The 23,213-nt window shown below is 54.1% G+C and carries 15 protein-coding genes; 5 read left to right on the plus strand and 10 right to left on the minus strand.

What is annotated here, in order from left to right:
- The 6 genes from R5L00_RS12970 to R5L00_RS12995 form a co-directional block, all read right to left on the minus strand.
- Positions 1-474: a PAS domain-containing protein gene (locus R5L00_RS12970; protein ID WP_317652158.1), complete on the minus strand. Its 474-nt coding sequence runs from the start codon at positions 472-474 to the stop codon at positions 1-3.
- A 17-nt stretch (positions 475-491) separates the two neighbouring features.
- Positions 492-992, minus strand: a complete 501-nt coding sequence (locus R5L00_RS12975; RefSeq protein WP_317652160.1) for an SRPBCC family protein — start codon at positions 990-992, stop codon at positions 492-494.
- A 382-nt stretch (positions 993-1,374) separates the two neighbouring features.
- A complete protein-coding gene (locus R5L00_RS12980) occupies positions 1,375-2,232 on the minus strand; it encodes an SDR family oxidoreductase (RefSeq protein ID WP_317652162.1) in 858 nt (285 codons plus the stop codon).
- A gap of 103 nt (positions 2,233-2,335) precedes the next feature.
- Entirely contained in the window at positions 2,336-2,632 is a 297-nt protein-coding gene (locus R5L00_RS12985) for a hypothetical protein (protein ID WP_317652164.1), read from the minus strand.
- A gap of 19 nt (positions 2,633-2,651) precedes the next feature.
- Positions 2,652-4,667: an AsmA family protein gene (locus tag R5L00_RS12990; protein ID WP_317652166.1), complete on the minus strand. Its 2,016-nt coding sequence runs from the start codon at positions 4,665-4,667 to the stop codon at positions 2,652-2,654.
- A 372-nt stretch (positions 4,668-5,039) separates the two neighbouring features.
- Positions 5,040-5,768 (minus strand): Crp/Fnr family transcriptional regulator, encoded by a 729-nt coding sequence (locus tag R5L00_RS12995; protein WP_107693330.1) that lies wholly within the window; start codon positions 5,766-5,768, stop codon positions 5,040-5,042.
- 674 nt (positions 5,769-6,442) lie between these two features.
- Between R5L00_RS12995 and R5L00_RS13000 the strand changes: the two genes are divergently transcribed.
- The gene (locus R5L00_RS13000) at positions 6,443-15,130 is read left to right on the plus strand and encodes a GH36-type glycosyl hydrolase domain-containing protein (RefSeq protein WP_411555564.1); all 8,688 of its coding nucleotides are present in this window, start codon (positions 6,443-6,445) and stop codon (positions 15,128-15,130) included.
- Between the two features lie 278 nt (positions 15,131-15,408).
- On the opposite strand, the gene R5L00_RS13005 is transcribed toward R5L00_RS13000, so the two are convergent.
- Positions 15,409-15,897, minus strand: a complete 489-nt coding sequence (locus R5L00_RS13005) for a Crp/Fnr family transcriptional regulator (RefSeq protein ID WP_317652169.1) — start codon at positions 15,895-15,897, stop codon at positions 15,409-15,411.
- 467 nt (positions 15,898-16,364) lie between these two features.
- On the opposite strand from R5L00_RS13005, the gene R5L00_RS13010 reads away from it, so the two are divergent.
- The 3 genes from R5L00_RS13010 to R5L00_RS13020 all read left to right on the plus strand — a co-directional run bounded on the left by R5L00_RS13010 (position 16,365) and on the right by R5L00_RS13020 (position 18,170).
- The gene (locus R5L00_RS13010) at positions 16,365-16,679 is read left to right on the plus strand and encodes a YqjD family protein (protein ID WP_317652171.1); all 315 of its coding nucleotides are present in this window, start codon (positions 16,365-16,367) and stop codon (positions 16,677-16,679) included.
- Between the two features lie 160 nt (positions 16,680-16,839).
- The gene (locus R5L00_RS13015; RefSeq protein ID WP_317652173.1) at positions 16,840-17,847 is read left to right on the plus strand and encodes an SGNH/GDSL hydrolase family protein; all 1,008 of its coding nucleotides are present in this window, start codon (positions 16,840-16,842) and stop codon (positions 17,845-17,847) included.
- A complete protein-coding gene (locus R5L00_RS13020) occupies positions 17,847-18,170 on the plus strand; it encodes a DUF1840 domain-containing protein (protein ID WP_107693325.1) in 324 nt (107 codons plus the stop codon). The genes R5L00_RS13015 and R5L00_RS13020 overlap by 1 nt, the downstream gene beginning before the upstream one ends.
- Before the next feature lie 174 nt (positions 18,171-18,344).
- On the opposite strand, the gene R5L00_RS13025 is transcribed toward R5L00_RS13020, so the two are convergent.
- The 3 genes from R5L00_RS13025 to R5L00_RS13035 all read right to left on the minus strand — a co-directional run bounded on the left by R5L00_RS13025 (position 18,345) and on the right by R5L00_RS13035 (position 21,781).
- Entirely contained in the window at positions 18,345-18,944 is a 600-nt protein-coding gene (locus tag R5L00_RS13025; RefSeq protein WP_317652176.1) for a PEP-CTERM sorting domain-containing protein, read from the minus strand.
- An 8-nt stretch (positions 18,945-18,952) separates the two neighbouring features.
- Entirely contained in the window at positions 18,953-19,249 is a 297-nt protein-coding gene (locus R5L00_RS13030; protein WP_317652178.1) for a hypothetical protein, read from the minus strand.
- A gap of 456 nt (positions 19,250-19,705) precedes the next feature.
- Entirely contained in the window at positions 19,706-21,781 is a 2,076-nt protein-coding gene (locus R5L00_RS13035) for an ATP-binding protein (RefSeq protein ID WP_317652180.1), read from the minus strand.
- Between the two features lie 201 nt (positions 21,782-21,982).
- Between R5L00_RS13035 and R5L00_RS13040 the strand changes: the two genes are divergently transcribed.
- On the plus strand, positions 21,983-22,993 hold the full coding sequence (locus R5L00_RS13040) for a sulfate ABC transporter substrate-binding protein (protein WP_107693323.1): 1,011 nt from the start codon (positions 21,983-21,985) through the stop codon (positions 22,991-22,993).
- Positions 22,994-23,213: the final 220 nt, after the last annotated feature.

Raw genomic sequence — 23,213 nt, forward strand, 5'->3', positions numbered from 1 at the left:
TCACGGCCTGGGAAGCAGCGAAGACAGCAAGCGTCGTGTATCCGCTTCCTGCTGCAGGCTGAATTTGGAGAGCATCTCCCGGTTGCGATTCACATCGTACTGTATGCCGAGGTAGTAAATGAGCTTCCCATCGTTGTCGAAAAGCGGAGTAAGGCTCAAATGGTTGAAGAAAAGCTCTCCATCCTTCCGATAATTCCGAATGGTGACTTCGACCCCTTGTTGTTTTTCGATTGCTCGTTTCATGGCAAAGCGGGCGTCCTGGTCCCGATCCTTTCCCTGAAGGAAGCGACAGTTGCGACCAAGTATTTCTTGCTGAGCATATCCAGTCATCGCCTCGAACTGCCGATTCGCATAGACGATGGGCAGGTCTTCCTGATCGGGATCCACGAGCGTGATGCCATTCACCGAACTATCCAGTATCTGGGACAAGATCTGGGGGATCAGTCCTGGGTCTTTTTCCACCACAAATGTCATTCTTTTTCTCCTGGATATTAACGGGATGGGGTTGAGGGCTTCGTCACGTATTTGTTCGTTTCAATCAACCGCTTTAGGTTTCTCACCGTACGTTCCGCGCCTTCCTGGACGACCACCCGAATCAGCTTCTCGAAAGGGCGCATGAACATTTGAATCTCACTCAGTTCGAATGTAAAGGTCAGTTCAGTGGATTTCCCAGGATCGACATTGCGTAATTCATAAACGCAGCGAAACGGATCGGATACGCCGGCGAAGCCGAGGCGCTTGTCCGGCTCATAAACATCAATCTTGAACCTGCTTTCGCTGCGGCGCCCCTGATCAATCCGGACCTGCCTTGCAAGGGTGCCCAGTTTCACCGGCACGCCGTTGAGGGGTTCAAGTTCGACGACTTCGGGCGACCATTTGGGATAATTATCGAAAAAACCGTCACCGAGATACCTGAAAATATCGCACGGCGGGCATTCGACCAAAACGCTTGCCTTCGCTACTACAGGTTCCTTGCCGCCTAAACCGAACATACGTAATGCCCCTGTTTTTTAGCCTGCAGGGCTAAAGGTTATACTTCGGGCCGGGTGAAAATGCTATTCCGTTTTTCGAGCCTAACCCTCACCGGGGCTGGCTGGAGTAAGACCATGAATCATAGCTTACCTGAGCCACTTCTGCGCAAGCAGGATATGCTGCTGCACCTCAGGCACCTCAGGCACCTCAGGCACCTCAGGCACCAGGGGGGCGGGGGCCTTGTTCGCTCCTTCGCGCCCCGGGCCCCGGCAGTCCGGAGCGAAAGGGCGGGCCCTTTTTGTTCTGAACGAGTGCGCCCAACCGGGCTCGATAGATCATGTTAAGACGAACTCGCCCCCCTATTCAATGTTCCTCGCAAGGCTCCTCCGCCCGGCGTTTTCCCTATCCATTAATAATTTTCCCGCCGTTGGGATGCAGCACCTGGCCGGACATATAGGAACAATCGCGTGAGGCCAGAAAAACATAACACGGCGCTACCTCGTCGGGCTGGCCGGGCCGTTTCATCGGAACGTCTTTTCCGAACTTGGCTACTTTGTCAGGCGGGAACGTGGAAGGTATCAATGGTGTCCATATGGGCCCCGGTGCAACGGCATTGACCAATATTTCCCGTTCGACCAGTTGCAACGACAATGAACGCGTAAACGCGACAATTGCGCCTTTGGTTGAAGAATAGTCGAGAAGATGGGCGCTGCCTTTATAGGCGGTAACAGAGGTCGTGTTGATTATTCGCGCCCCCGTTTTAAGATGCGGGAGTACAGCCTTTACCATGTAAAACATCGAGAAGATATTGGTGCGAAACGTTTTCTCGAGCTGGGCATTGTCGATATCCATGATATCTTCCCGGACATGCTGCTCAGCGGCATTATTGACGAGAATCTCAATGTGCCCGAAAGTGGAGATCGTTTTTTCCACCACCTCAGCGCAGAATTCTTCGCTGCCCACGTCGCCGGCGATTAATTCGCATCTTCGTCCGCATTGCTCGACTTCCTTTTTGGTGTCGTTGGCGTCCCCGTGTTCGTTGAGGTAGACGACAACAATATCCGCTCCCTCCTTGGCGAATGCGACCGCTACCGCTCGGCCAATACCGCTATCCCCGCCGGTAATAATCGCAACCTTGGATTCCAGCTTGCCACTGCCTTTATATTCTTCAACGGTTGAGTCAGGCTCCGGGGTCATCTCGGTCTCGATCCCAGGCTGTCGGGGCTGATGTTGCGCAGGAATTTCTTTTTCCTTCTCCATGATAAACACCTCGTTAGCTATCGATAAACAATGGATGTGACCGGAACAACGATTCGTTAGCCGGAAACGAGAAAATGCAACGAGACGGGATCAGAACGGTCGTTCAATGTTTTTTAGACTCCTTGCCCGACCCTGACTTCTTTTCGCCCCCGGACAGCTTGTTCTCCCTCGCCCAGGCGCGCCGCTTCGCCTCATCCCTGGGAACGCCCTTTTTCTCATATCCTTCTTCAATATGTTTCACCTGACGTTTCTGCTTATCGGTATAAGCGGACTTATCGCCTTGTGGAATGGTAGCCTCCTGTTCGGGATGAGTGAGTCGAACCTGGCGGCGCGACAGATTGGTTAAAAAAGAACTTCGCGCAATACAGCAATTACTGCTTCCATACAATCCCTGACCCAAGGGAAGGCTGCTGGGTTGCCTATGGCTTCTCGAAAACTGGTTTTTTGGCTTCAGTTTTTTTCTCGTGTCCCTTTTTGGTTTTCAGCGGTTGCTTCACCGAAGCGATGAGCGCCTTGCAATCACTATCCTCGCCTGGGCCGGTTTCGATCAACGGTATCAGCGCGGCTAACGGGGTTGCAAGAACGCCTAGCACGACCGCGGCGCCGACACGTATGGCGAGCATTTTGTCGGGATAAACTTTGGGATGTTTGAACGTGCCAGCAATATGAACGGGTGTACGAAGACTGAGTATGCTGAAGTCTTTCGGCTCGGGCGACAGTTTCATCTCGATCGCTTCATCCAGCAGGCTTATTTGGCCTTCACCCAGGATATTCGTATCCGTTGTATCGATAACAAAAGTCTCGGTGGCCATGATGCCTTGCTTGATGCCGTAGTCGATTACAGCGCAACGAACCGGGACGTTTTTATCGCCAGCAAAGAGGAATTTGATGATCTCGCCCGCATCGAGGCCGATAATCTCCAGGATCATATTGCTGATTTGTCCGCCTGACATGATCAACGAGAAGCGGCCGTCGGCGGACGCCAACAGCCCGCCCACAGATTTGCCGTGCGCTTTTATTCTGGTTGCACCGCCTATCAAGCCTGCACTCCCATGGGTAAGCTCCATTTTGGGAAATAACTTCCTCAACTGCAGCCGTTTTAAATCAATCCTGGTGTCCGCAGTCGGAATCTCCTCGCGTCCGTTTATCATTACCGAGCCTACAATATTTCCACCCGCAACCGCGAAATTGAGGGGGTCGATCGTCATTAGTCCGTTATCGACTTTGAGGTGTGTATGGACATGTTCGACCGGCAGTTCCTTATTGCGTATTGACTCGCCCGTAAACTTGACGTCCGCATCCATCGCCCGCAGGCGATCCACCCGGAACTCCTGATCAGGCAGCAGGCGATCCTTCTGGGCCTCGATGGAAGCCTTCTTCTCCTTCTTCTCCTGCGGGCTATCCTGCGGCTGAGGAGCCTTTCTGGCGCCGATCATGCCACTTAAATCAGTGAGGTCGAGAACTTTCGATATCACATCGCCGCGTAGTATCGGCCTTTCTCCACCCGTATCAAAAACCAGGTCTCCACCCATGTCGCTGTCCCCTACCTTCCCGGAAAATCCCTTCATCGACCACTCGGTTTTCTGATGAGTGAGGTTTCCGGAAATCTCATACGGTGGGGAGGGGAAGAAAACGATGCCGGCTATCGGGTAGAGGGCGGACATATCTTCCCCCTCAATTTTTAATTTTAGGTCCATGGAAGCCAACTCCTGGAGTCCGGTAATCGTTCCCTCCGCTGTCGCGCGAGTCGTCCCGATCTCGACGCGCGCTTTAACGGGATACGCGGCGGTCTTGTCCGTCAGGGACGTCAACTGACCGCCCTGTGCTTGAGCTGCAAATGCCAAATCCGCATAGGTGCCTTCCGCGGTTACGTTCAGTGGCATTTCGCGCGCATCCACCGTGGAATCAGTAAATATGGTCAGGTTCACATCCGTCTTGGTCTTCGGGTCACGAAAGATGAGCTTTCCATCTTCCAGAGCGAGCCTGCCGATTTTCGGCGGCTCTACTTCTTCTTCCGGTTTTTTCAGGTCCCAGTTCCGCTTCCCATCTTCGCTCTTTTCGAGAAGGATTCTCGGGCGCGAGATCGATACCTCCGGAAGCACGACATCCCCAAGTATCAGATCCCACAGACTGATACGGAACGATGCCTTGCCGATATCGAGCATCGGCTGCTCCGTTCCCCATTCCGCATTTGCCAGTGAAATTCCCTCCGCGCTAATCATAGGGTTGAGAGACAGACTGACATTCAGGTCGCCTCGAATAGTGAATTCGCGCCCTGTTTTCTCGGTGACCTGGCGTTCGGCGTACGGCTTGATCATATTCCAGTCGAACCAGATGACGAATATGACGATGAGCAGAAAAAAAATGCCGAAGATCGGCAATAACCTGCGGTAGCGAGCTCGCATGTCCGGCGTAAGCCTCAGTATGGGAAACATCAAAATTGAGGATAATCATACTTATGCAACGTGATTCATTCGGTACGTCAGCGCACATTCGTTCTCGCGCTTAAGCTATTGGGTTGAACGTTGGATAAGGAGTGGAGGTTCCTGTCTTAAATAATTCTTCTGTCAAATTGGAGAGGCGGGAGGCGATAGGACTCTGCACGGAAAATATAGGGAGAAATAAGGGAAGAGAGAAGCGCGTTTTCCCGGCCTGGAGTTCACGCCCGCAGACGTTAGGTCGGCGTGTAGAAGCGTCCCATGCCTTGCGGGATGAGCCGGGGAGGTTCGGGAAAAAGGGAGAAAGGGGGAGAAAGGGGGAGAAAGGGGGTTAAGCCAGGCGCATACTCAGGAAGCTGGGTTTTCCGGTTATCTGACGTTTACAACGTCGCGTACAAGGCGTTCAAATTCTTTCCTTACTACGTCATAGCACTCGCATACATGCGCTTCCAGTCCCTTCCGGTCCAGAACGGTGATGTGCCCACGGCGGTAGCGAATAATTCCCCCCTGCTGCAATTTGCCGGCGGCTTCGGTAATACCTTCACGACGAACGCCAAGCATGCTGGCAATCAATTCCTGGGTCATGATAAGTTCCTCGGAATTCAGCCGGTCGAGCGTTAACAACAGCCAGCGGCTAAGCTGCTGCTCGATCGTATGATGCCTATTGCATACCGCAGTTTGAGAGATCTGGGTGATGAGCGCCTGAGTGTAACGCAACAGCAGACGCTGCACGGGTCCGCCTTGATTGAACTCCTGCATCAACAATGTTGCCTTGAGCCTGTAACCATAACCTGCGGTTTGCACAGTGGCCCAGCTTGGCGTGCTTTCACCACCCATAAACAGCGAAACTCCCAGCATCCCTTCATTGCCCACCCCTGCAATCTCGGATGACGCGCCATTTTCCAGTATATAGTGCAGGGAGATGATAGTAGAAGTTGGAAAGTAAACGTAAGACAGCCGGCCGCCTGATTCGCACAGAACGTCGCCGAGGGGCATGTGAACCAGTTCCAGATGAGGTTTTAAACGCTCAAACTCGAATGCCGGAAGGGCGGCGAGCAGTCGGTTCTGGTTGGGCTGATGTGAGGGAGAGCTTAGCATTCGATACAGAAATCTGTAAAAATAAGCGCAGCTTGCGGGGACAATTATCGAAAGTCTGCGTCCGGCACTCCCATTTCTCACCGGGCGGTTCCCAAACTTATATTAGCATGTATTCCCGGGTGAATTTTTTGAAGACGGTAAGCTTTTCAAGTATTCCATTAATATGCCGGCATTTTTGTGCGGTAGCGTACATACTACGGATGAGTCAGTTTTTAATATGTTCTCCAGACAATTGGAGCCGCTTGCGCATCGATGGCCCGGCACGAATTGCAAAGGAAGCTGGAAGCTCCGCGCGGAACATTCCGGCACGATCCAGCTGAACGCGATACAAGCGCAGGGTAGGATGATCTGCCGTCTCTAGTGTATTGCATGCCACTCAGATAAGAAGCGGTGGAGACCGGGCGGTACAGCTCTCCTTTCGCAACAATTTCTGCTTACCGCTTTCAAGAGGGAGTTCGACAATATTCCACATCACCTCTTCCTTTTTTATTCCTATTCATTGTTTCGGGGTCGAGAGCGGACTGGACGCTGCGTAGGTAATAGCGTGTTGGCGCGTGCCGCGGTCATCGCGACAATGGCGCATGGCTGCAGTTCTGCGTGCTCTTCTGCCAGCGCCGGGACGATCACCACCACGGGTGTAGTGCAGCGCAATATTCAACTTCAAGGCTGGCGGCATGACTGTTTCTGAGCTTTTGCTTCGCTTCGCGACTCGCTTTCGTAGTACCCGGAGTCGGCGGGTGCCGATCAGGGAAGAATTGCCTTTACGATCCGAGTTGTTCAGCGCTGATCAGATGGAGCTGTACGGCGGTATCCTTGCGGCCTCTCACGAATTGGCGTCTGGCCGGGGCACGGATCAGCTGCTGGCGCGACTGGATGAGAACGAGAGCAAGTTATTCGATATCGGGAGGGTACTGACGGAAGCCGCGGCGGCGGACCAGCTGTTAACCCCTGCGGGTGAATGGCTTTACGACAATTTTTATCTCATAGAAGAGCAGATTCGCCTCGCAAAGCGTCACCTTCCCAAGAGTTATAGCCGCGAATTGCCGATTCTGGCAACCGGGACGTCCGCCGGTCTTCCCCGGGTTTATGACATTGCGCTGCAGGCGGTTTCGCATGGCGATGGCAGGGTCGATACGGAGAGTCTCAGGCGTTTCATCGCCGCTTATCAGACGGTCGCGAACCTTAGATTGGGAGAGCTATGGGCAATTCCGATCATGTTGAGGTTGTCGCTGATCGAAAATCTCCGTCGCGTCGGCGTCCGTGTGGCCGCCGGGAGAATAGACCGTAGTCTCGCCGATAGCTGGGCCGACGAAATCACACGCGTCGCCGATAAAGATCCGAAGAGTCTGGTCCTGGTGATTGCCGATATGGCCAGATCCGATCCCCCGATGACCGCTTCTTTTATTTCGGAATTGGCCCGCCGTCTGCAGGGTCAGGGACCCTCGCTGGCGCTTCCGTTAACGTGGATTGAGCAAAGGCTTGCCGAATCGAATCAGACCATCGATCAAATGGTGCAACTGGGGAATCAGCAACAAGCGGCCGATCAGGTTTCCATCTCCAACAGCATCCATAGTTTACGCGCCCTGGGCGCAATCGACTGGCGCGAGTTTGTCGAAACCGTCAGTATCGTTGAAAAAATCTTGCGCGAGGATCCGGGAGGCAGCTATGGTCGCATGGATTTTTCCAGCCGTGATCGCTATCGGCATGCGGTAGAGCGTTTGGCCAAGGCAAGCCCGTTGTCCGAAGTTGAGGTGGCGCGTGAAGCAGTTCGGTTGGCACGGGAGGGTGAGGGGAACGGAAATGGTAACGTGAGGGCGCACGTCGGATTTTATCTGGTCGATAAGGGGTCCGCGCACCTTGAGACAGTTGCACAGGTTCAATTCTCGATATTAGAGCAATTTTGTCGGATAGGTCGGCGCCACCCGCTGTTGAGTTACCTCGGTCCAATCGCGCTGATCACACTGGTAATGGCTGGAAACCTCATCACGGAAGCGCATGCGGAAGGCGCGAAGGGGTGGCTATGGGGGCTGATGGCGATTCTGTCGTTACTTGCGATGAGTCAGCTTGCCGTAGCGCTGGTTAACTGGACCGCTTCTCTCCTGGTGTCGCCGCATTCGCTGCCACGCATGGATTTCTCCAAGGGGATTCCATCCGTGTTTCCGACACTTGTGGTGGTTCCAACGATCCTGACAGACGAGTCAGAGGTGAATCGCCTTATCGAAGCGCTTGAAGTTAAATTTCTGGCCAACCAGGGCAATAACCTTTATTTCGCCCTGTTGAGTGATTTTCGGGACGCGGTCCAGGAAAAGCTTGCGGAAGACGAGTCTTTGTTGCAGTTCGCGCAAACGGGTATCGAAGCACTGAATAAAAAATATGCTGTCGGCACGGGTGATGACGTGGATAAAACAGTTGACTCCACGAAGATCGATAAGCGTGATGCATTTTTCCTGTTTCATCGTCCCCGCCGATGGAATCCCCACGAACAGCTCTGGATGGGTTACGAGCGAAAGCGCGGGAAGCTCGCTGACTTGAACACTTTTTTGCGCGGAGGCGGGCGTGACGCATTTTCCGTAATCACAGGCAACACAGCGGTGTTACCTGACATCAAGTATGTCATCACCCTGGATACCGATACGCAACTTCCGCGCGATGTAGCCCATCAATTGGTGGGTGCCATGGCTCATCCATTGAATCAGCCTCGGTTTGACCCAAGCTCCGCAGGAGGAGATGACGTCCTCGTTACCGAGGGATATGGGATTCTGCAGCCAAGGATTGGGGTGAGTCTGTCCAGCACGAACCGCTCGGAATATGCGCGTCTTTTTGGCGGAGAGGCGGGCATTGATCCCTACACCCGGATCGTCTCGGATGTATACCAGGATCTGTTCCACGAAGGGTCGTTCATCGGCAAGGGCATTTATGACGTGGACGCGTTTGAGGGGGTGTTATGCCGCCGCTTTCCTGAAAATCGCATTTTAAGCCATGACCTGCTGGAGGGATGTTACACCCGGGCAGGTTTACTGAGTGATGTTCAGTTGTACGAAGAATTTCCATCCAGCTATCGCGCGGATGTTAACAGACGGCACCGGTGGATACGTGGGGATTGGCAACTCGCAAGCTGGCTGTTATGGCGCGTACCCGGCCCCCACGGGGGCTACCAGCCCAATATGCTGTCGACATTATCGCGCTGGAAACTGCTGGATAATCTTCGTCGCAGCCTTGTGCCTCCGGCCTTGCTCCTATTGGCCCTGCTCGGATGGGTGGTCTCGACGGACCCCGTGTTCTGGACTGCCGTGGTAATTGCCGTACTCGTCGTTCCCGCCGTTACAGCCGCAGTTTCCGAGTTGTCCAGCAAGCCGGTTGAAGTCCCATGGAGGCAGCACCTCATCCTCACCTGGCGTACGGCAAAACGGAATTTTAGCCAAGTCCTGTTTACGCTGGCTTCCCTTCCGTATGAGGCTTATTTCAGTCTTGACGCGATATTCCGGACCCACGTGCGACTGTTCATTACGCGCCGCCGGTTGCTTGAGTGGAATCCCTCGCACGAAGTCGAGCGCGAGGCGGAATCAGCGGTGACGCAGCCCCGCCGGGCCAGCATCGCTCAGGCATTCAGGGAAATGTGGATTGCACCCATGACTGCCGTAGGAGCAGCGGCTGGAATAGTGGTTTCAACGCCTTTAACTTTAATCGTTGCAATGCCATTGTTGTTGTTATGGGGTGCTTTTCCTGTTGTTGCCTGGTGGATAAGCCGGCCGCTTCCGCCACGGACTGCGGAATTAAGCGTTGCGCAGCTATTTTTTTTACGACAGGTTGCGCGCAGAACCTGGTTCTTTTTCGAGACCTTCGTCGGCCCAAAAGACAATTGGCTGCCCCCTGATAACTTCCAGGAGCATCCGGTTCCGACCGTTGCGCATCGGACATCGCCCACCAACATGGGTTTGTCGCTCCTGGCCAATCTCGCTGCCTATGATTTTGGATATGCCAGTACGGGGCAACTCGTGGAGCGAACGACGAATACGCTGCAGTCGATGGAAACATTGGAACGGTACGCCGGCCATTTTTACAACTGGTATGACACTCAGACCAAAGCCCCGCTGACCCGCTACGTCTCAACGGTGGATAGCGGTAACCTCGGGGGCCACCTGCTCACGTTACGCGCCGGGCTGCTGGAAATAATCGATATGCCGGTTATTCGGGAACAAGTATTTCTGGGTTTGGGTGAAACGTTTCATATTCTTCGGGAGTCAGCCGGTACAGCAGCTGCGGCGTCCCTGGCTCAGTTCGAACAGGCTCTCGTAAACGCAAACGAAGTTCGCCCAGTCACCATTACCCGTGCGCGAGCCGATCTTGACTGGCTGTCGAGTTGCTCCAGAGAGGTTGTTCGCGAGCTTTCCGCGCACTCACCGGGTCCCGCCATTCCCGAGGCCATCGAATGGGCAAACGCTTTGAACAGGCAATGCGAAAGTGCGTTCAGGGAATTGATCGATCTTTTGCCGCAGCCCTTATTAACCGGTGCGATGGCGGATGAAAATGAGGCTACGCAAGCTTTGGGAGTACCCTCACTGCGTCAGCTTGCCGATCAGGGCAGCGAACTTGCACGCGACTGGGCAGCGACGATGGAACAACTGGCGTTCCAGGCAGGCGAGATGGCGCAGATGAAGTATGGGTTCCTGTTCAATCCTGCTCAACGGCAGCTCGCAATCGGTTACAACGTCGGCGAACATCGACTCGATAACAGTTACTATGATCTGCTCGCGTCCGAGGCGAGGCTATGCAATTTTGTGGCGATTGCGCAAGGGGAACTTCCACAGGAAAGCTGGTTCGCGCTGGGGCGTTTACTCACCACGTACGGTGGAGAAGCGGCATTGCTGTCATGGAGCGGTTCCATGTTCGAGTACCTCATGCCGCTGCTGATAATGCCGACCTTTGATAACACGCTGCTTGACCAGACGTGCAAGGCGGCCGTGAAACGGCAGATCGCCTATGGCGAGGAACGTCGCGTTCCCTGGGGGATCTCGGAATCGGGTTATAACGCTGTCGACGTTCAATTCAACTATCAGTACCGCGCATTCGGGGTTCCCGGACTGGGACTCAAGCGCGGCCTGGGCGAAGATCTGGTCATTGCGCCATATGCTTGTGTCTTGGGACTAATGGTCGAGGCCGAAGCTGCGTGCGCTAATCTTCAGCACATGGCAAGCCAGGATATGGCTGGCAGATTCGGGTTTTACGAGGCTGTGGATTATACCCCGTCTCGGCTAAGGCGCGGCGAAACCCGTGCCGTGGTGCGTTCATTCATGGCCCATCACCAGGGCATGAGCCTGTTGTCATTGGCATATCTGCTGCTGGATAAGCCAATGCAACGGCGCTTCACGTCCGAGCCCCTGTTTCGGGCAACCATGTTATTGCTTCAGGAACGGATTCCCAAAGCTACCGTTATCCGCTCGCCGGGTGCCGAACTCCCTGATGTGAAAGTGGTCAAGGAGCTTCCCGAAATGCCGATGCGAATGCTCTCAAGCGCAAATACGCCGGTACCCGAGGTGCAGCTACTGTCCAACGGCCGCTATCACGTTATGGTAACCAATAGCGGAGGAGGAAGAAGCCGATGGAAGGATCTTGCAGTTACTCGCTGGCGGGAAGACAGTACCTGCGATAACTGGGGAAATTTTTGTTATCTACGGGATGTCGCGACTGGAGAGTTCTGGTCGAACACGTACCAGCCGACATGTAAAGAGCCGAAGCGCTATGGGGTCATCTTTTCCGAAGGCCGGGTCGAATTCCGGAGGCGCGACCTCGATTTTGACACTCACACTGAAATTACAGTATCGCCGGAAGATGACATAGAGATACGCCGCATTCGTATTACCAATAGGGCCTGGACCCGACGCTCGATCGAGATCACCTCTTATGCCGAGGTCGTGCTTGCGCCACCGTCGGCTGATGCCCAGGCTCCGGCGTTTGGCAATCTTTTTGTACAAACAGAGATATTGCCTGACCGGCATGCGATTCTCTGCAGCCGGCGTCCCCGTTCGCACACCGATCTGGTTCCGTGGATGCTGCATCTGATGACCGTGCATGGCGTGGCGACGGAACAAGTTTCGTACGAGACCGACCGCAAGGCTTTTATCGGCCGGGGAAACGATGTATCCACACCGCTTGCCTTAACTGATCCTGCTCCGCTCTCCGGCAGCGCTGGTTCTGTGCTGGACCCGATCGTCGCGATTCGCAAGGTCGTCGCCATCGAGCCGGGCGAATCCGCAACCATCGACATTGTCACCGGGGCTGGCGATTCCCGTCACGCCGTCATGCATCTGGTGGAGAAATACCAGGATCAGCATTTGAAAAATCGCGTCTTCGATCTGGCCTGGACGCACAGTCTGGTCGTATTGCGCCAACTCAACGCGACCGAAGCGGATGCGCAAATGTTCGGCCGGCTGGCCGGCTCGGTGCTGTATGCAAATACTTATTTGCGTGCGGAAGCAGCAGTGCTGGCCAAAAACCAGCGGAGCCAGTCAGGATTGTGGGGGTATGCGATTTCAGGCGATCTGCCGATCGTTCTGTTGCAGATCAGTGACTCAGGAAGTATTCAACTGGTGCGCCAGCTGATACAAGCGCACGCCTACTGGCGCGTGAAGGGACTGGCTGTCGATCTCGTGATCTGGAATGAGGATCACTCAAGCTACCGCCAAATCTTGCATGACCACATCATGGGACTCGTGGCCGGCAGTGCTGAAGCGCATGTACTTGACCGTCCGGGAGGCATTTTTATCCGCCGCGCCGAGCAGATCGCTTCCGAGGATCGTATCCTGTTGCAGACAGCGGCGCGCGTGATCATTCTCGATACCAAGGGCAGTCTGGCTGAGCAGTTAACCCGCCGCGTTCCGACAGAGTTGCCCGTGGCGCCTCCCAGAACTTTACCGGTCCGCCGGTCCGTTCCCGCACAGGAATCGCCATTGCCACACCGCGAACTGCTTTTCTTCAACGGTCTCGGGGGATTCACCGCAGACGGCCGCGAATATGTCATCACGATGGAGCCGGGTCAGATGACACCCGTGCCGTGGGTCAACGTAATCGCCAACCCGCAACTGGGGACCGTCATCTCAGAAAGCGGCCAGGCATACACCTGGTGTGATAATGCGCATGAGTTTCGGCTGACGCCGTGGAACAACGATCCGATTTGCGATCCAGGCGGAGAAGCATATTATCTCCGGGACGAAGAAAATGGGTATTTCTGGTCGCCATCGCCTCTGCCGAAACGCGGCGCGTCATCGTATGTCACCCGGCATGGATTTGGCTACAGTGCCTTTGAGCATACCGAGGGCGGCATTCGCTCGGAGCTGCTGGTATACATCGCGCCGGATGCGCCTGTGAAGTTCGCGGTGTTGACCGTGCATAATGATTCAGGACGATTGCGCAAGCTCTCGGCGACCGGATGTATTGAATGGGTGCTGGGGGACCTCCCCGAGAAAGGCAGAATGCACGTCGTGACGGAAATCGATGAGAGCAGCGGCATCCTGCTTGCCCGCAACCCATACAACAATGAATTTACTGGCCGTGTCGCTTTCTTCGACGTCGACGATAAGGCAAGAAGTATCACCTGCGACCGGACAGAGTTTATCGGGCGCAATGGCAGATTGAGCGATCCGGCGGCGATGGCGTCAAAAGACCTCTCGGGGCGGGTAGGCCCCGGGCTTGATCCCTGCGGCGCTATCCGGGTAGGGTTCGAGTTGCTCGACGGTCGAACGCGCCGGATTGTATTCCGGTTAGGAGCCGGACTCGATGCGGGAGATGCCTTAAACGTTGCACAACGTTTCCGTGGACAGGCGGTTGCATATGAGGTTCTGGAAGCGGTGCACCGCTATTGGGTGCATACCCTTGGCAAGATACAGGTGAAGACGCCTGATCCATCCGTAAACGTGATGATAAATGGCTGGCTGGTATATCAGGTGATGGCCTGCCGTCTGTGGGGACGCAGCGGGTATTACCAGTCAGGCGGCGCTTTCGGATTTCGGGATCAGTTGCAGGATGTGATGGCCCTCGTGCACGCTGAGCCGGCGCTGGTGCGAGAACATCTTCTCCGCTCGGCGTCGCGCCAGTTTGTCGAAGGGGATGTCCAGCATTGGTGGCATCCCCCAGGCGGGCGGGGTATCCGCAGCCGGTGTTCGGACGACTATCTGTGGTTGCCCTTGGCCGCGTGCCGTTATATTACCACCACCGGCGACATGGGGGTGCTGGATGAGACCGTCTCCTATCTGGAAGGCCGTCCTGTCGGTCCGGACGAAGAGTCCTACTACGACCTTCCGATTCATTCCGAGCAGACTTCGACCTTTTATGAGCATTGCGTGCGCTCGGTTGTGCATGGTTTGCGATTCGGCCAACACGGTCTTCCATTGATGGGTACCGGCGATTGGAATGATGGAATGAACCTGGTCGGATTCCATGGGCGGGGCGAGAGTGTGTGGCTGGCCTTTTTCTTATATGACATACTCATCCAATTTTCGGAGCTTGCCGTGCAACATGGGGACGCGGCCTTTGCCGCCAGGTGTCGGAAGGAGGCCGGCGTTTTACGGAGCAATATTGAACAGCATACCTGGGATGGCAACTGGTACCTGCGCGCCTATTTCGATGATGGTACGCCGCTCGGGTCCACCAGTAACCCGGAATGCCGGATCGACGCAGTTGCCCAGAGCTGGTCAGTGTTGTCCGGAGCTGGCAGCGAAGAACGCCAGCGCCAAGCCATGGAAGCGGTAAACCAGCATCTCGTCCGGCGCGACGCGAAGCTGATTCAACTTCTCGATCCGCCGTTCGATCAATCGCCTTTGAATCCCGGGTATATAAAAGGCTATGTGCCCGGCGTGCGGGAGAATGGGGGCCAGTATACCCACGCAGCGCTATGGACGACGATGGCGTTCGCGATGCTGGGAGATCATGAGCGTGCCTGGGAATTACTTGCCATGATCAACCCGGTCAATCATACGCAAACCCCGGAAATGGTATCTATTTATAAAGTTGAACCATATGTCGTTTCAGCCGATGTCTACGCGGTTTCTCCACATGTCGGCCGTGGCGGCTGGTCCTGGTACACCGGCTCCGCCGGCTGGTTATATCGGTTGATGCTGGAAACGCTTCTGGGCGTTACACTGGAGGAACGGAAGCTGCGTCTCGATCCTCGCCTGCCAAGCGACTGGGACAGCTTTACGGTGGACTATCGCTATGGGGAAACCAACTACCATATCACGGTCATGCGGTCTCAGGGCGGAGCGGGCAAGGCGGGTATTGCCATTGATGGAGCCGAGCAATCGGACAATTTCATCGCGCTGGTCGACGATCGCGTCTCCCATGCTGTGGAAGTCCGGATTGAGGCATGAAAAGGGGAAAGGCTGAGTGAGGAACCGAAGCAACTTCAGGCTGGTAGGGAAGGTCGACAGAAGAACGGCTCCTTGGGAACGCTCAATTGTCTTCAACTTATTCATTGCGGTTGATGCGCATAACGACGGTTTCGAGGGGGGCAGAGACCGACTTTCCTCACCCTCGTTTCTCGGGAGGGAGCACGAGGGTGAATCGGTTTGTAGCGATGACTCCGGAATCCAGGTGTATCTATCCCTCGCGCGGTAGGATAGGCTCCCGTGTAAGTCGTGCCAGTCGCTCAGGCTGAAGAACTGGTCGAGCAGACAAGAGGCAAGCTGGTTTTGAAAGCCGGCTTCAGGGTACCGATTGCGGCGTGGGCAATTTTTGTCATCAGACTTTGGGTGTAGCTTTGGAGCAAGCAACGTAGCGGACTGCCGAGCTCGAACTCTTGTCTCAGATGGGCTGCCTTAAGGAGATAACTGTACCCGGCCGTTTGGACCATCGCCAGACTCGGCGTGTTTTTCCGACCCATTAGCATGGAAATGCCGAAAACCCCCTCATTTCCGATCACGGCAATTGCGGTCGAGTCTCCGTTACCGCTAGCAGCAAACAGTGAAATGACGCTCGTGGTAGGAAAATAAACAAGGTCCAATTCCCCACCGTTTTCATAGACTGTCCAGCCTTGAGGGAGCGACACAAGTTCAAGGCAGCATTTAAGGCGCTCATAATCCGTTTCGGGTAGGGCAGCCAGAAAAAGGTTTCGCTTGGGGGTATGTAAGTTTGACATTCGCTTCCTCGGTTCGCTGATCTGGGTTTACAAAGTACAAAGGCTGTTCGCTTTAAGGAGCACTGAACAATGCCTGGTACTGGATGCGCCCGGTACTCTATCTGACGTTACTTACGCAAGTAAGGAGTCGGAGAGGAGAAGGGGCGCCGCTGAAACAGCACGGCTATAGACTACCGCCCGGCGTATGCAACTGTATGTGCGGTGGCAGACAGACTAAACGTCGGAAAAGAAATATAAAACAAGGGGTAGAGCGCGAAGCGATGCCAACGCGATGCCAGAGATAAGGGAGACCCAAGGAAGACAAGGACGGAGTGCGCGATAAATGGCAAATTGCGAGCCGCAGATGCCGAGTATTCCATGGTGGCGCATCAATATAGATTAACAGAAGAACCAGATTTGACCAATATCAGCGTCTGTCACTTTTAACATTGAACAGCGCGATCGTTTTATTTTTATAGGAGGGTGTGATGGCGAGAGTTATTAAAGAAAATAAAGACAAGCTCATTAAGGATTTTCACTCGGTGATCGCTGATACAGAAGAATTGATGAAAACAGTGAGCAACGAAAGCGGCGGGACTGCGCAAGCTTTGCGTACCAAGATTGAACAGAACTTGAAGCAGGCGAAGGAATATCTGGAAGACTTCGAGGATTCGATAATTGATAAATCGAAAACCGCCGCACGCGCAACCGATGAATACGTCCACGAAAATGCCTGGCAGACCATCGGATTGGCGGTCGGTATCGGGATTTTGATAGGGTATTTGCTCAGTGAGCGGGATTGATCAACAGTTTGGGTTTGAGTAGACGTTGAAGCAGCATGGTGGGCTTCAGGATGAATCGTGAACGTACGCTCGGGCCTAGTCCTAGTATACGGCCCGTAGCCGGGGCGGCCTAATCACCGGGGGTCCCCGATAACAATAACATTAAGAGTGGAGAACGATTATGAAAGTAAGCATGACCTTGGTCGCGATTTCCGCATTGTTGCTTTCAGGCGCCAATGCCTGGGCCGCGCCATTCACCAGTCTTTACGCGTTCGGAGACAGTTTGAGCGACGCGGGTGATAGTCCCTCGGCTGTGACGAGCCTGTACAAGATACTTGGAAATAATTGTGACCCCTTTCATTTTTGCCCCCCCTATGATGACGGACGCATATCCAACGGCCCGGTTGCCTCCGAACAGCTGGCGGCAATTCTTTTTCCCGCAGGAGTCACGAGCACGAATTTCCGCAGCTATGCGGTAGCAGGGGCAGGTAGCGGGGGAGAGAACGGCGGCTTCAATCCGGGAGGCGTGATTGAACTCCCTGGCATGAAACAGGAACTGGAAATGTATAACCGCGACTCGTCGGGCAAAGCCGATCCGAATGCCCTGTATTTCATTTGGGGCGGGGCGAACGACTATTTGACAAGCGATTCTCCGGTTGTCGCAGCGCAAAACATAGGGGGATATGTGAGCGCGCTGGCTGCAGCGGGTGCTCAGCATTTTCTCGTGCCCAATCTGCCTGACCTGAGCCTTAATCCATTTGTTGCAGGAGAGAGCGATGCGGTGAGGGCCGAGGCTCGGGCTTTTTCGATAGTTTTTAACAATGAGTTAACCACTCAACTGAATACCATAAGCTCAAGCGTTCCAGAAGCGGATATTTTTCGCTTTGATACCTTCTCTTTTTTCAGCAGCGTTGTGGCAAATCCCGCCGCTTATGGATTTGTCAATCCGATGGATGAGTGTTTATCGTCGCTATCCATTCCCTGCGGGAATCCTAACGCTCATCTTTACTGGGATGACTTCCATCCGACTACCCGAGCGCACGGCATTCTTGCTGCAGAGTTCGCTGCGGCCGTGCCTGAACCTGAAGTTGCGGCGATGCTGATGATGGGCTTGGCTATCGTGGGGTTTGCGGCCCGCGCACGTCGCAGGTTCGAGCATGATTCCTTGGGGAGACGGGGAGTCGCCTGATGCTGGTAGCGTTCAAAACCGATGCGTACGCCGACATAATCATGTTCGGCGACGTGGCCCAGCAGCTGCTGAAGATGATGGGCCACAGTGGTACCGTGCCCAGCGCGATTCAGGCGGACGATGTGCCTGCCGCACTCGAGCGCTTAACGCGGGCGCTCGAGGGGGAGAAGACCTCGGCCAGCGCACAAGCCGGGGCAGAGACGGCAGCCGGACCTCGGGATAATGATCACAATGTAAGCCTGAGGGATCGGGCCCTGCCACTGATCGAATTGCTTACCGCCGCAGCAAAGAAGCAGCGCGATGTGATGTGGGATAAATTGTAGCCTCTCCGGCCTGGCATCATCCATAAGTTTCGTGTTTATGTGAGCCAGCGAACGGAGCAAATTTTATGCATAAGGCAAAATGACATTGGGTGTCCGACTTGCCCCCCCTCGTCGAAGATGACACCCCCGGTCCGGCAGCGATATTATCGCTCCGGACTTCTTTACATGGTGGCATTAAGTACAATTTGAACAGAATGCGCGCCCGGGTTCATTCACCCGTCCTAAATTAACAAACCCGACGGCACGTCGCCTATCCATCGGCTCAAGTGCTCGTAATAGGTAACTGATTACTGCTGTGGCAAACCCTTCTTCCGCCGGCGGACGATAGCTCATGAGGCCCAGCCCAGCCAGGAACATGGCATACGTTTCCGGCTCCGGCACGACATCGGCCACCAATGTGCCGCTTACTCCGTATTTACTCAGAAGATTCGGATTGAAGATATCCTGCGCGAGGTAGTCCGATCCGCCCATGAATACGGAATAGTCGCCCGCTGCCAGGTTCGTGAAAGTGTGGGAAACCTTGCCATCGGCGATGCCATCGGAACCGAAGCCTGAACCGTCATAGGCATGACCGATGAATTTTAAAAAACTTAACGCAGCCGGTATGCCGTTGGTGGTGTCGGGGTCATTTCCAATCTTCCAGTCGTTCAGTGCCCTGAATGCGCCCTCGGTGTTAACGGGCGGGTAGGCCTTGGATATATCGGAAGAGTCATAATCGGCGCTTATCGGCTTGACGTGGGCAAGACCCTGAAAAAGCGAAAAACCCGGCAGCAAACCTCCTATTACGGGGGAGCGCCGAGAGTGGGGGAAGTGAAGGCCTGACTCTCGAAGCTAAGGGTGACGTCCGTGGGGTTGAGCAGGGTGAAGCGATAGGCAAGCGTTTTATGCGCATCGCCAAAGTCCGTGTCTGTTCCGTCTATCCAGCCGTAGTTTCCGCTAACGGCCTGATTAGACAGGGTCAATATAGCATATGAATCATCGAATGTGCCGAAATTGCGGCCGGTATAGCCCACGTGGGCCGTTGCCGGCACAGATGCGATGCCGCCAACACATAACGCAAGCTGAAACATTTTTCTCATACCGCCTCTCTCATCAGAGTTGTTGTGAGAAATCAAAACAGCATCAACATCGGTAAGTCCATGAGCCAGTCCGATGTCAGAGTATTCATTATCAATATGTGAAAATCAATGTGGCATATTGACGAATGTGACAATTTGTTGCATGTGACAATTTGACGCTGGTTTCCACCGCCATATGATGCCATTAGCGTAATTCGCTATAGATGTATTTCAAACGGAGATCAGGAGGGCGGGGTGGAGCGGCGCCGTGTGATAAGGCGCAACTCGGCTCGTTCCACTTCTCGGCCAGGGAATCATTTTGGTGTACCCATGCCGGATCGATTGGAGGGAAGCGGCAGGCAGAACGACAGGACGATACGCAACGGGCCGGCGGTAGTGCTCGACCTGTAAATTGGAACGTTAAGGGATTATCAGATCTGGGATCTGGGACTACGGAATCATCCAGGCGGGACCTGGTCAACCATCCGTTTTCGTCCCGCCCACCAGCTGATTGATCGCAGTGATCAACTCATGCGAATCGACGGGCTTACATAAATGTTTTTGATACCCTGCACTTATAGCCTTGGTCATATCGTCGGCGCGGGCGAATGCAGTGAGCGCGATGGCCGGGATATTGCCCCCGTTTTCCAGAGTTAGCTGTCGTACCTCGTTGATAAACTGATAGCCATCTTTGTCCGGCATGCTGACGTCGCTGATAACCACATCCGGTTTTTCCCTCTTGAGAAGCTCCAGTCCCTCGGTAGCGGTGGCTGCAGTGATCACGCTGGCTTTGCAGTAGATGAGTATCCTGTTGATCAGTTCACGCGCATCCGCTTCGTCATCGATTACAAGTATTTTTCGCCCTGCTAGCGCAGCTTTTTTTTCAGCGCCGTACTCTTTCAAAAGCGGTAAGGGATCTTTTTTTGTATCTTCTGCAGCGAATGGCAGGTTGACAATAAAGGAAGATCCCTCACCTAAGCCTGCGCTTTCGGCTCGAACGGTTCCGCCATGCAGTTCCACCAGTTGCTTGACAATGGCGAGTCCCAGGCCAAGTCCGCCATACTGTCGGGTAAGGGAAGCGTCCCCTTGCCTGAAGCGGTCGAAAACATAAGGTATGAATTCCGGGGAAATTCCCATGCCCGAATCCTTTATCCTGATTTCGAGCGTGGGGCCTGACCACCCAACGATAATATGGATCTTTCCCCCTTTGGGAGTAAATTTGATGGAATTCGAAAGCAGGTTCCAGAATACCTGCTGAAGCCGGTTCGGATCGCCGGTAATCGTGCCGATATAGGGAGTGATTGTCTTTTGCAGAGTAACACCTTTTGCTTGCGCGGTAGGCCTGACCGACTCCACTGCCGTATCCACCAGACTGGTTACATCCAGTTGCTGCATATCAAGCCTGACTTTTCCGGAGATAATGCTGCTCATTTCCAGAAGATCTTCGATAAGTTTGTTCTGAGCGCGCGCGTTGCGCTCGATAGTTTCCAAGCCACGGTGGATGTCGTCCTCTTTCATGCTACCGCTCAGTATGAGCTGAGACCAGCCCAGAATCGCATTCAGCGGAGTACGCAATTCGTGGGAGAGGGTGGCGAGAAACTCATCTTTGAGTTGACTGGCCCGCTCAGCTTCGTTTTTTGCAATCCGTTCCTTCTCAAGAAGCTGCTGTTTTTCGGAGTCGGACAACGCCAATGCTTCGCTCAGCTTCTTCAATTCGTTGCTTGTCGCTTTCCCATAGCGGCTTGGAAGAATCCCGCGGGTAACGCCTGCGACCTGGCTGCCCAGTTCAGCGAGAGGGCGCAGGATGCCCAGCCGGGTGTAAAATATGATGCCCATGGTCGCAAGCAACGCGATAAAGATGAGTATTATCTCGATCACGATCTGCTGTTCGAGGCGGGCCAGCCCCAAGTCGGCCTGAGTCCTCATTCGTCCGCTAAACAGATCCATAAACTGTTGTACGGGTTCGATCACCGCCGCTTTCTCTGCAAGGTACTCGCGGTCGAACAATAGCTGGCTTGCGAGTTCTCGATCGGGCCTTCCCCGCACCGTGAAATTGCCCTTTCCATCGTCATACAAGCCCTCAAGGGCGAAGAACGCGCGGGTTTCCCGGTTGACCAACTTATCCGACCGCTTCAAGGCCTCCTCAAGCAAAGCAAACTCCTCATCTCTGAGCCCTGAGCGACGAAACATTTCGAGTAGGGAAATCGCCTGTCCATGTGCTACAGCTTCAGTTTTTCCGGCGGCTACGAAATGCCAGTAGGTAGGGGAATAATTCAGCGGCCGCGGACGGATCCCATTGCGGATCTCAAGGATTTCCATGAAATAGCGCTTATAGATGGGATTGCCGGTTGCGACGTAGGTTCGCGCCATGCGGGTAAGGTCATTCGAACTATGTAGCATCTCTTCTGCAAGCAGAAGCGCTTCGAGACGGTGGCGCTCGCTTTGATAAATATCTTCGCGGATGCTCAACGTATGGAATACGAGAATCCCGATGCTAGTGAGCAGCAGGACAAGTGCGATAGTGGAAAAATTGGTGACATTTCTTATGTTCACGGGGCGCTTCCTCGATCTGCCATTCTTTTTAAATGTGGCTGTTAAATTCTATACGGCGGGCCGGTACAAGCGCTATGTATTTCTAACTGACGGGATGGTTGCAGTTAGTCGACGCGATTTCTTCATTTTTATGCAATACCGCCGAAACAATCGAATGGTAGATTTCGCTTCAGTTTTTGTGGATAACTGGAGGACATACAGATGCATTCATATCGCTTACGTCTTGCTGTTGCAATTCTCATTATGCTGCTCAGCCTGGGTGGAGCTGTTGCCGCCCTGGACAGTTTCTCAGAGAGCAGCAAGACCGACCCCACGCCAAAAATGTATGAAGATTTGAATACTGCATTTGCGAAACACTGGAGAACACGAACTGGTCTTGAGGTTACTGTCAAGCAAGCTACAACGATTTCCGGCATCCCCGTGAGGGCTACCGTCGATGGACTGAAAGTGATCACGCTTGCGGTGTCGTATGATCAAGACGCACTGCAAGGGAACACCAGGTTCACGCTGCCTCACTGGCAGAACCTCCTGCCGCACAATACACCCTTTACGTCCACGATCGTATTTCTGGTGCGCAAAGGAAATCCCAAGAACTTGCTGGATTGGAGCGATCTCGGACGACCAGGGGTGCAGGTGGTTACCTCCAATCCGAAGACTTCAAGCAGCGCCCGGTGGAATTATATGGCCGCGTGGGGATATGCACTCATGCGATCTGGGGGCAACGAAAGCCACGCGCTTGAGTTCGTCAAGAAGCTGTTTGCCAATGTCAAGGTGCTGAATTCCGATACTCGCGAGTCACTTTCGACTTTCGCGGAACACGGCATCGGAGATGTGCTGCTGGCATGGGAGTACGAGGCTCATCAAATAGCGCAGGCGCAGGGGGGAAGCCCATTCGAGGTGGTAGTGCCTTCCACGTCGATTTTGGCGGAACCTGCGGTCAGCGTGGTTAACGGCATGGACAATAAGACCGGCTCGCGGGAGGTGCCCAAAGCGTATATCGATTACCTCTACAGCACGAAAGCACAGGATATTGCGGGAAAACACTATTATCGTCCCCGTGATGAAAAAATAGCCGCCAAATATGCGAACGAACTTCCACCGATAGATATGTACACGATCGATGAAATCGCGGGAGGCTGGAAGGCTGCGCAAGCGATCCATTTTGCCAATGGCGGTATTTTCGATCAGATCCAGGGTAACGCGGATCTCTGAATATCCTCCCTTAATATCTCTCGCGACGCGGATCGGGTGAAGCCCATGCCCATCCGCGTCGCTCTCTATTGCAGTATCCACCTTCCGGAACGAAATGACAGGGCGTTATGCAAATGTGGCTATTGATCAGATTCAGCTACTTCACATTTATGTGTGCCAGCGCACTGAGCCATTGGGGCAGAAGAGGGATTATTGCAATCGTAGGCAGCCGATGTGAGAG

Source organism: Nitrosospira sp. Is2, from assembly GCF_033095785.1.
GTDB lineage: Bacteria > Pseudomonadota > Gammaproteobacteria > Burkholderiales > Nitrosomonadaceae > Nitrosospira.

Excerpts from the sequence above, each read along its gene's own strand:
- R5L00_RS12970 (WP_317652158.1), bottom strand. The coding sequence starts at position 474 with ATGACATTTGTGGTGGAAAAAGACCCAGGACTGATCCCCCAGATCTTG.
- R5L00_RS12975 (WP_317652160.1), bottom strand. The coding sequence starts at position 992 with ATGTTCGGTTTAGGCGGCAAGGAACCTGTAGTAGCGAAGGCAAGCGTT.
- R5L00_RS12980 (WP_317652162.1), bottom strand. The coding sequence starts at position 2,232 with ATGGAGAAGGAAAAAGAAATTCCTGCGCAACATCAGCCCCGACAGCCT.
- R5L00_RS12990 (WP_317652166.1), bottom strand. The coding sequence starts at position 4,667 with ATGTTTCCCATACTGAGGCTTACGCCGGACATGCGAGCTCGCTACCGC.
- R5L00_RS12995 (WP_107693330.1), bottom strand. The coding sequence starts at position 5,768 with ATGCTAAGCTCTCCCTCACATCAGCCCAACCAGAACCGACTGCTCGCC.
- R5L00_RS13000 (WP_411555564.1), top strand. The coding sequence starts at position 6,443 with ATGACTGTTTCTGAGCTTTTGCTTCGCTTCGCGACTCGCTTTCGTAGT.
- R5L00_RS13005 (WP_317652169.1), bottom strand. The coding sequence starts at position 15,897 with ATGTCAAACTTACATACCCCCAAGCGAAACCTTTTTCTGGCTGCCCTA.
- R5L00_RS13010 (WP_317652171.1), top strand. The coding sequence starts at position 16,365 with ATGGCGAGAGTTATTAAAGAAAATAAAGACAAGCTCATTAAGGATTTT.
- R5L00_RS13015 (WP_317652173.1), top strand. The coding sequence starts at position 16,840 with ATGAAAGTAAGCATGACCTTGGTCGCGATTTCCGCATTGTTGCTTTCA.
- R5L00_RS13020 (WP_107693325.1), top strand. The coding sequence starts at position 17,847 with ATGCTGGTAGCGTTCAAAACCGATGCGTACGCCGACATAATCATGTTC.
- R5L00_RS13030 (WP_317652178.1), bottom strand. The coding sequence starts at position 19,249 with ATGAGAAAAATGTTTCAGCTTGCGTTATGTGTTGGCGGCATCGCATCT.
- R5L00_RS13040 (WP_107693323.1), top strand. The coding sequence starts at position 21,983 with ATGCATTCATATCGCTTACGTCTTGCTGTTGCAATTCTCATTATGCTG.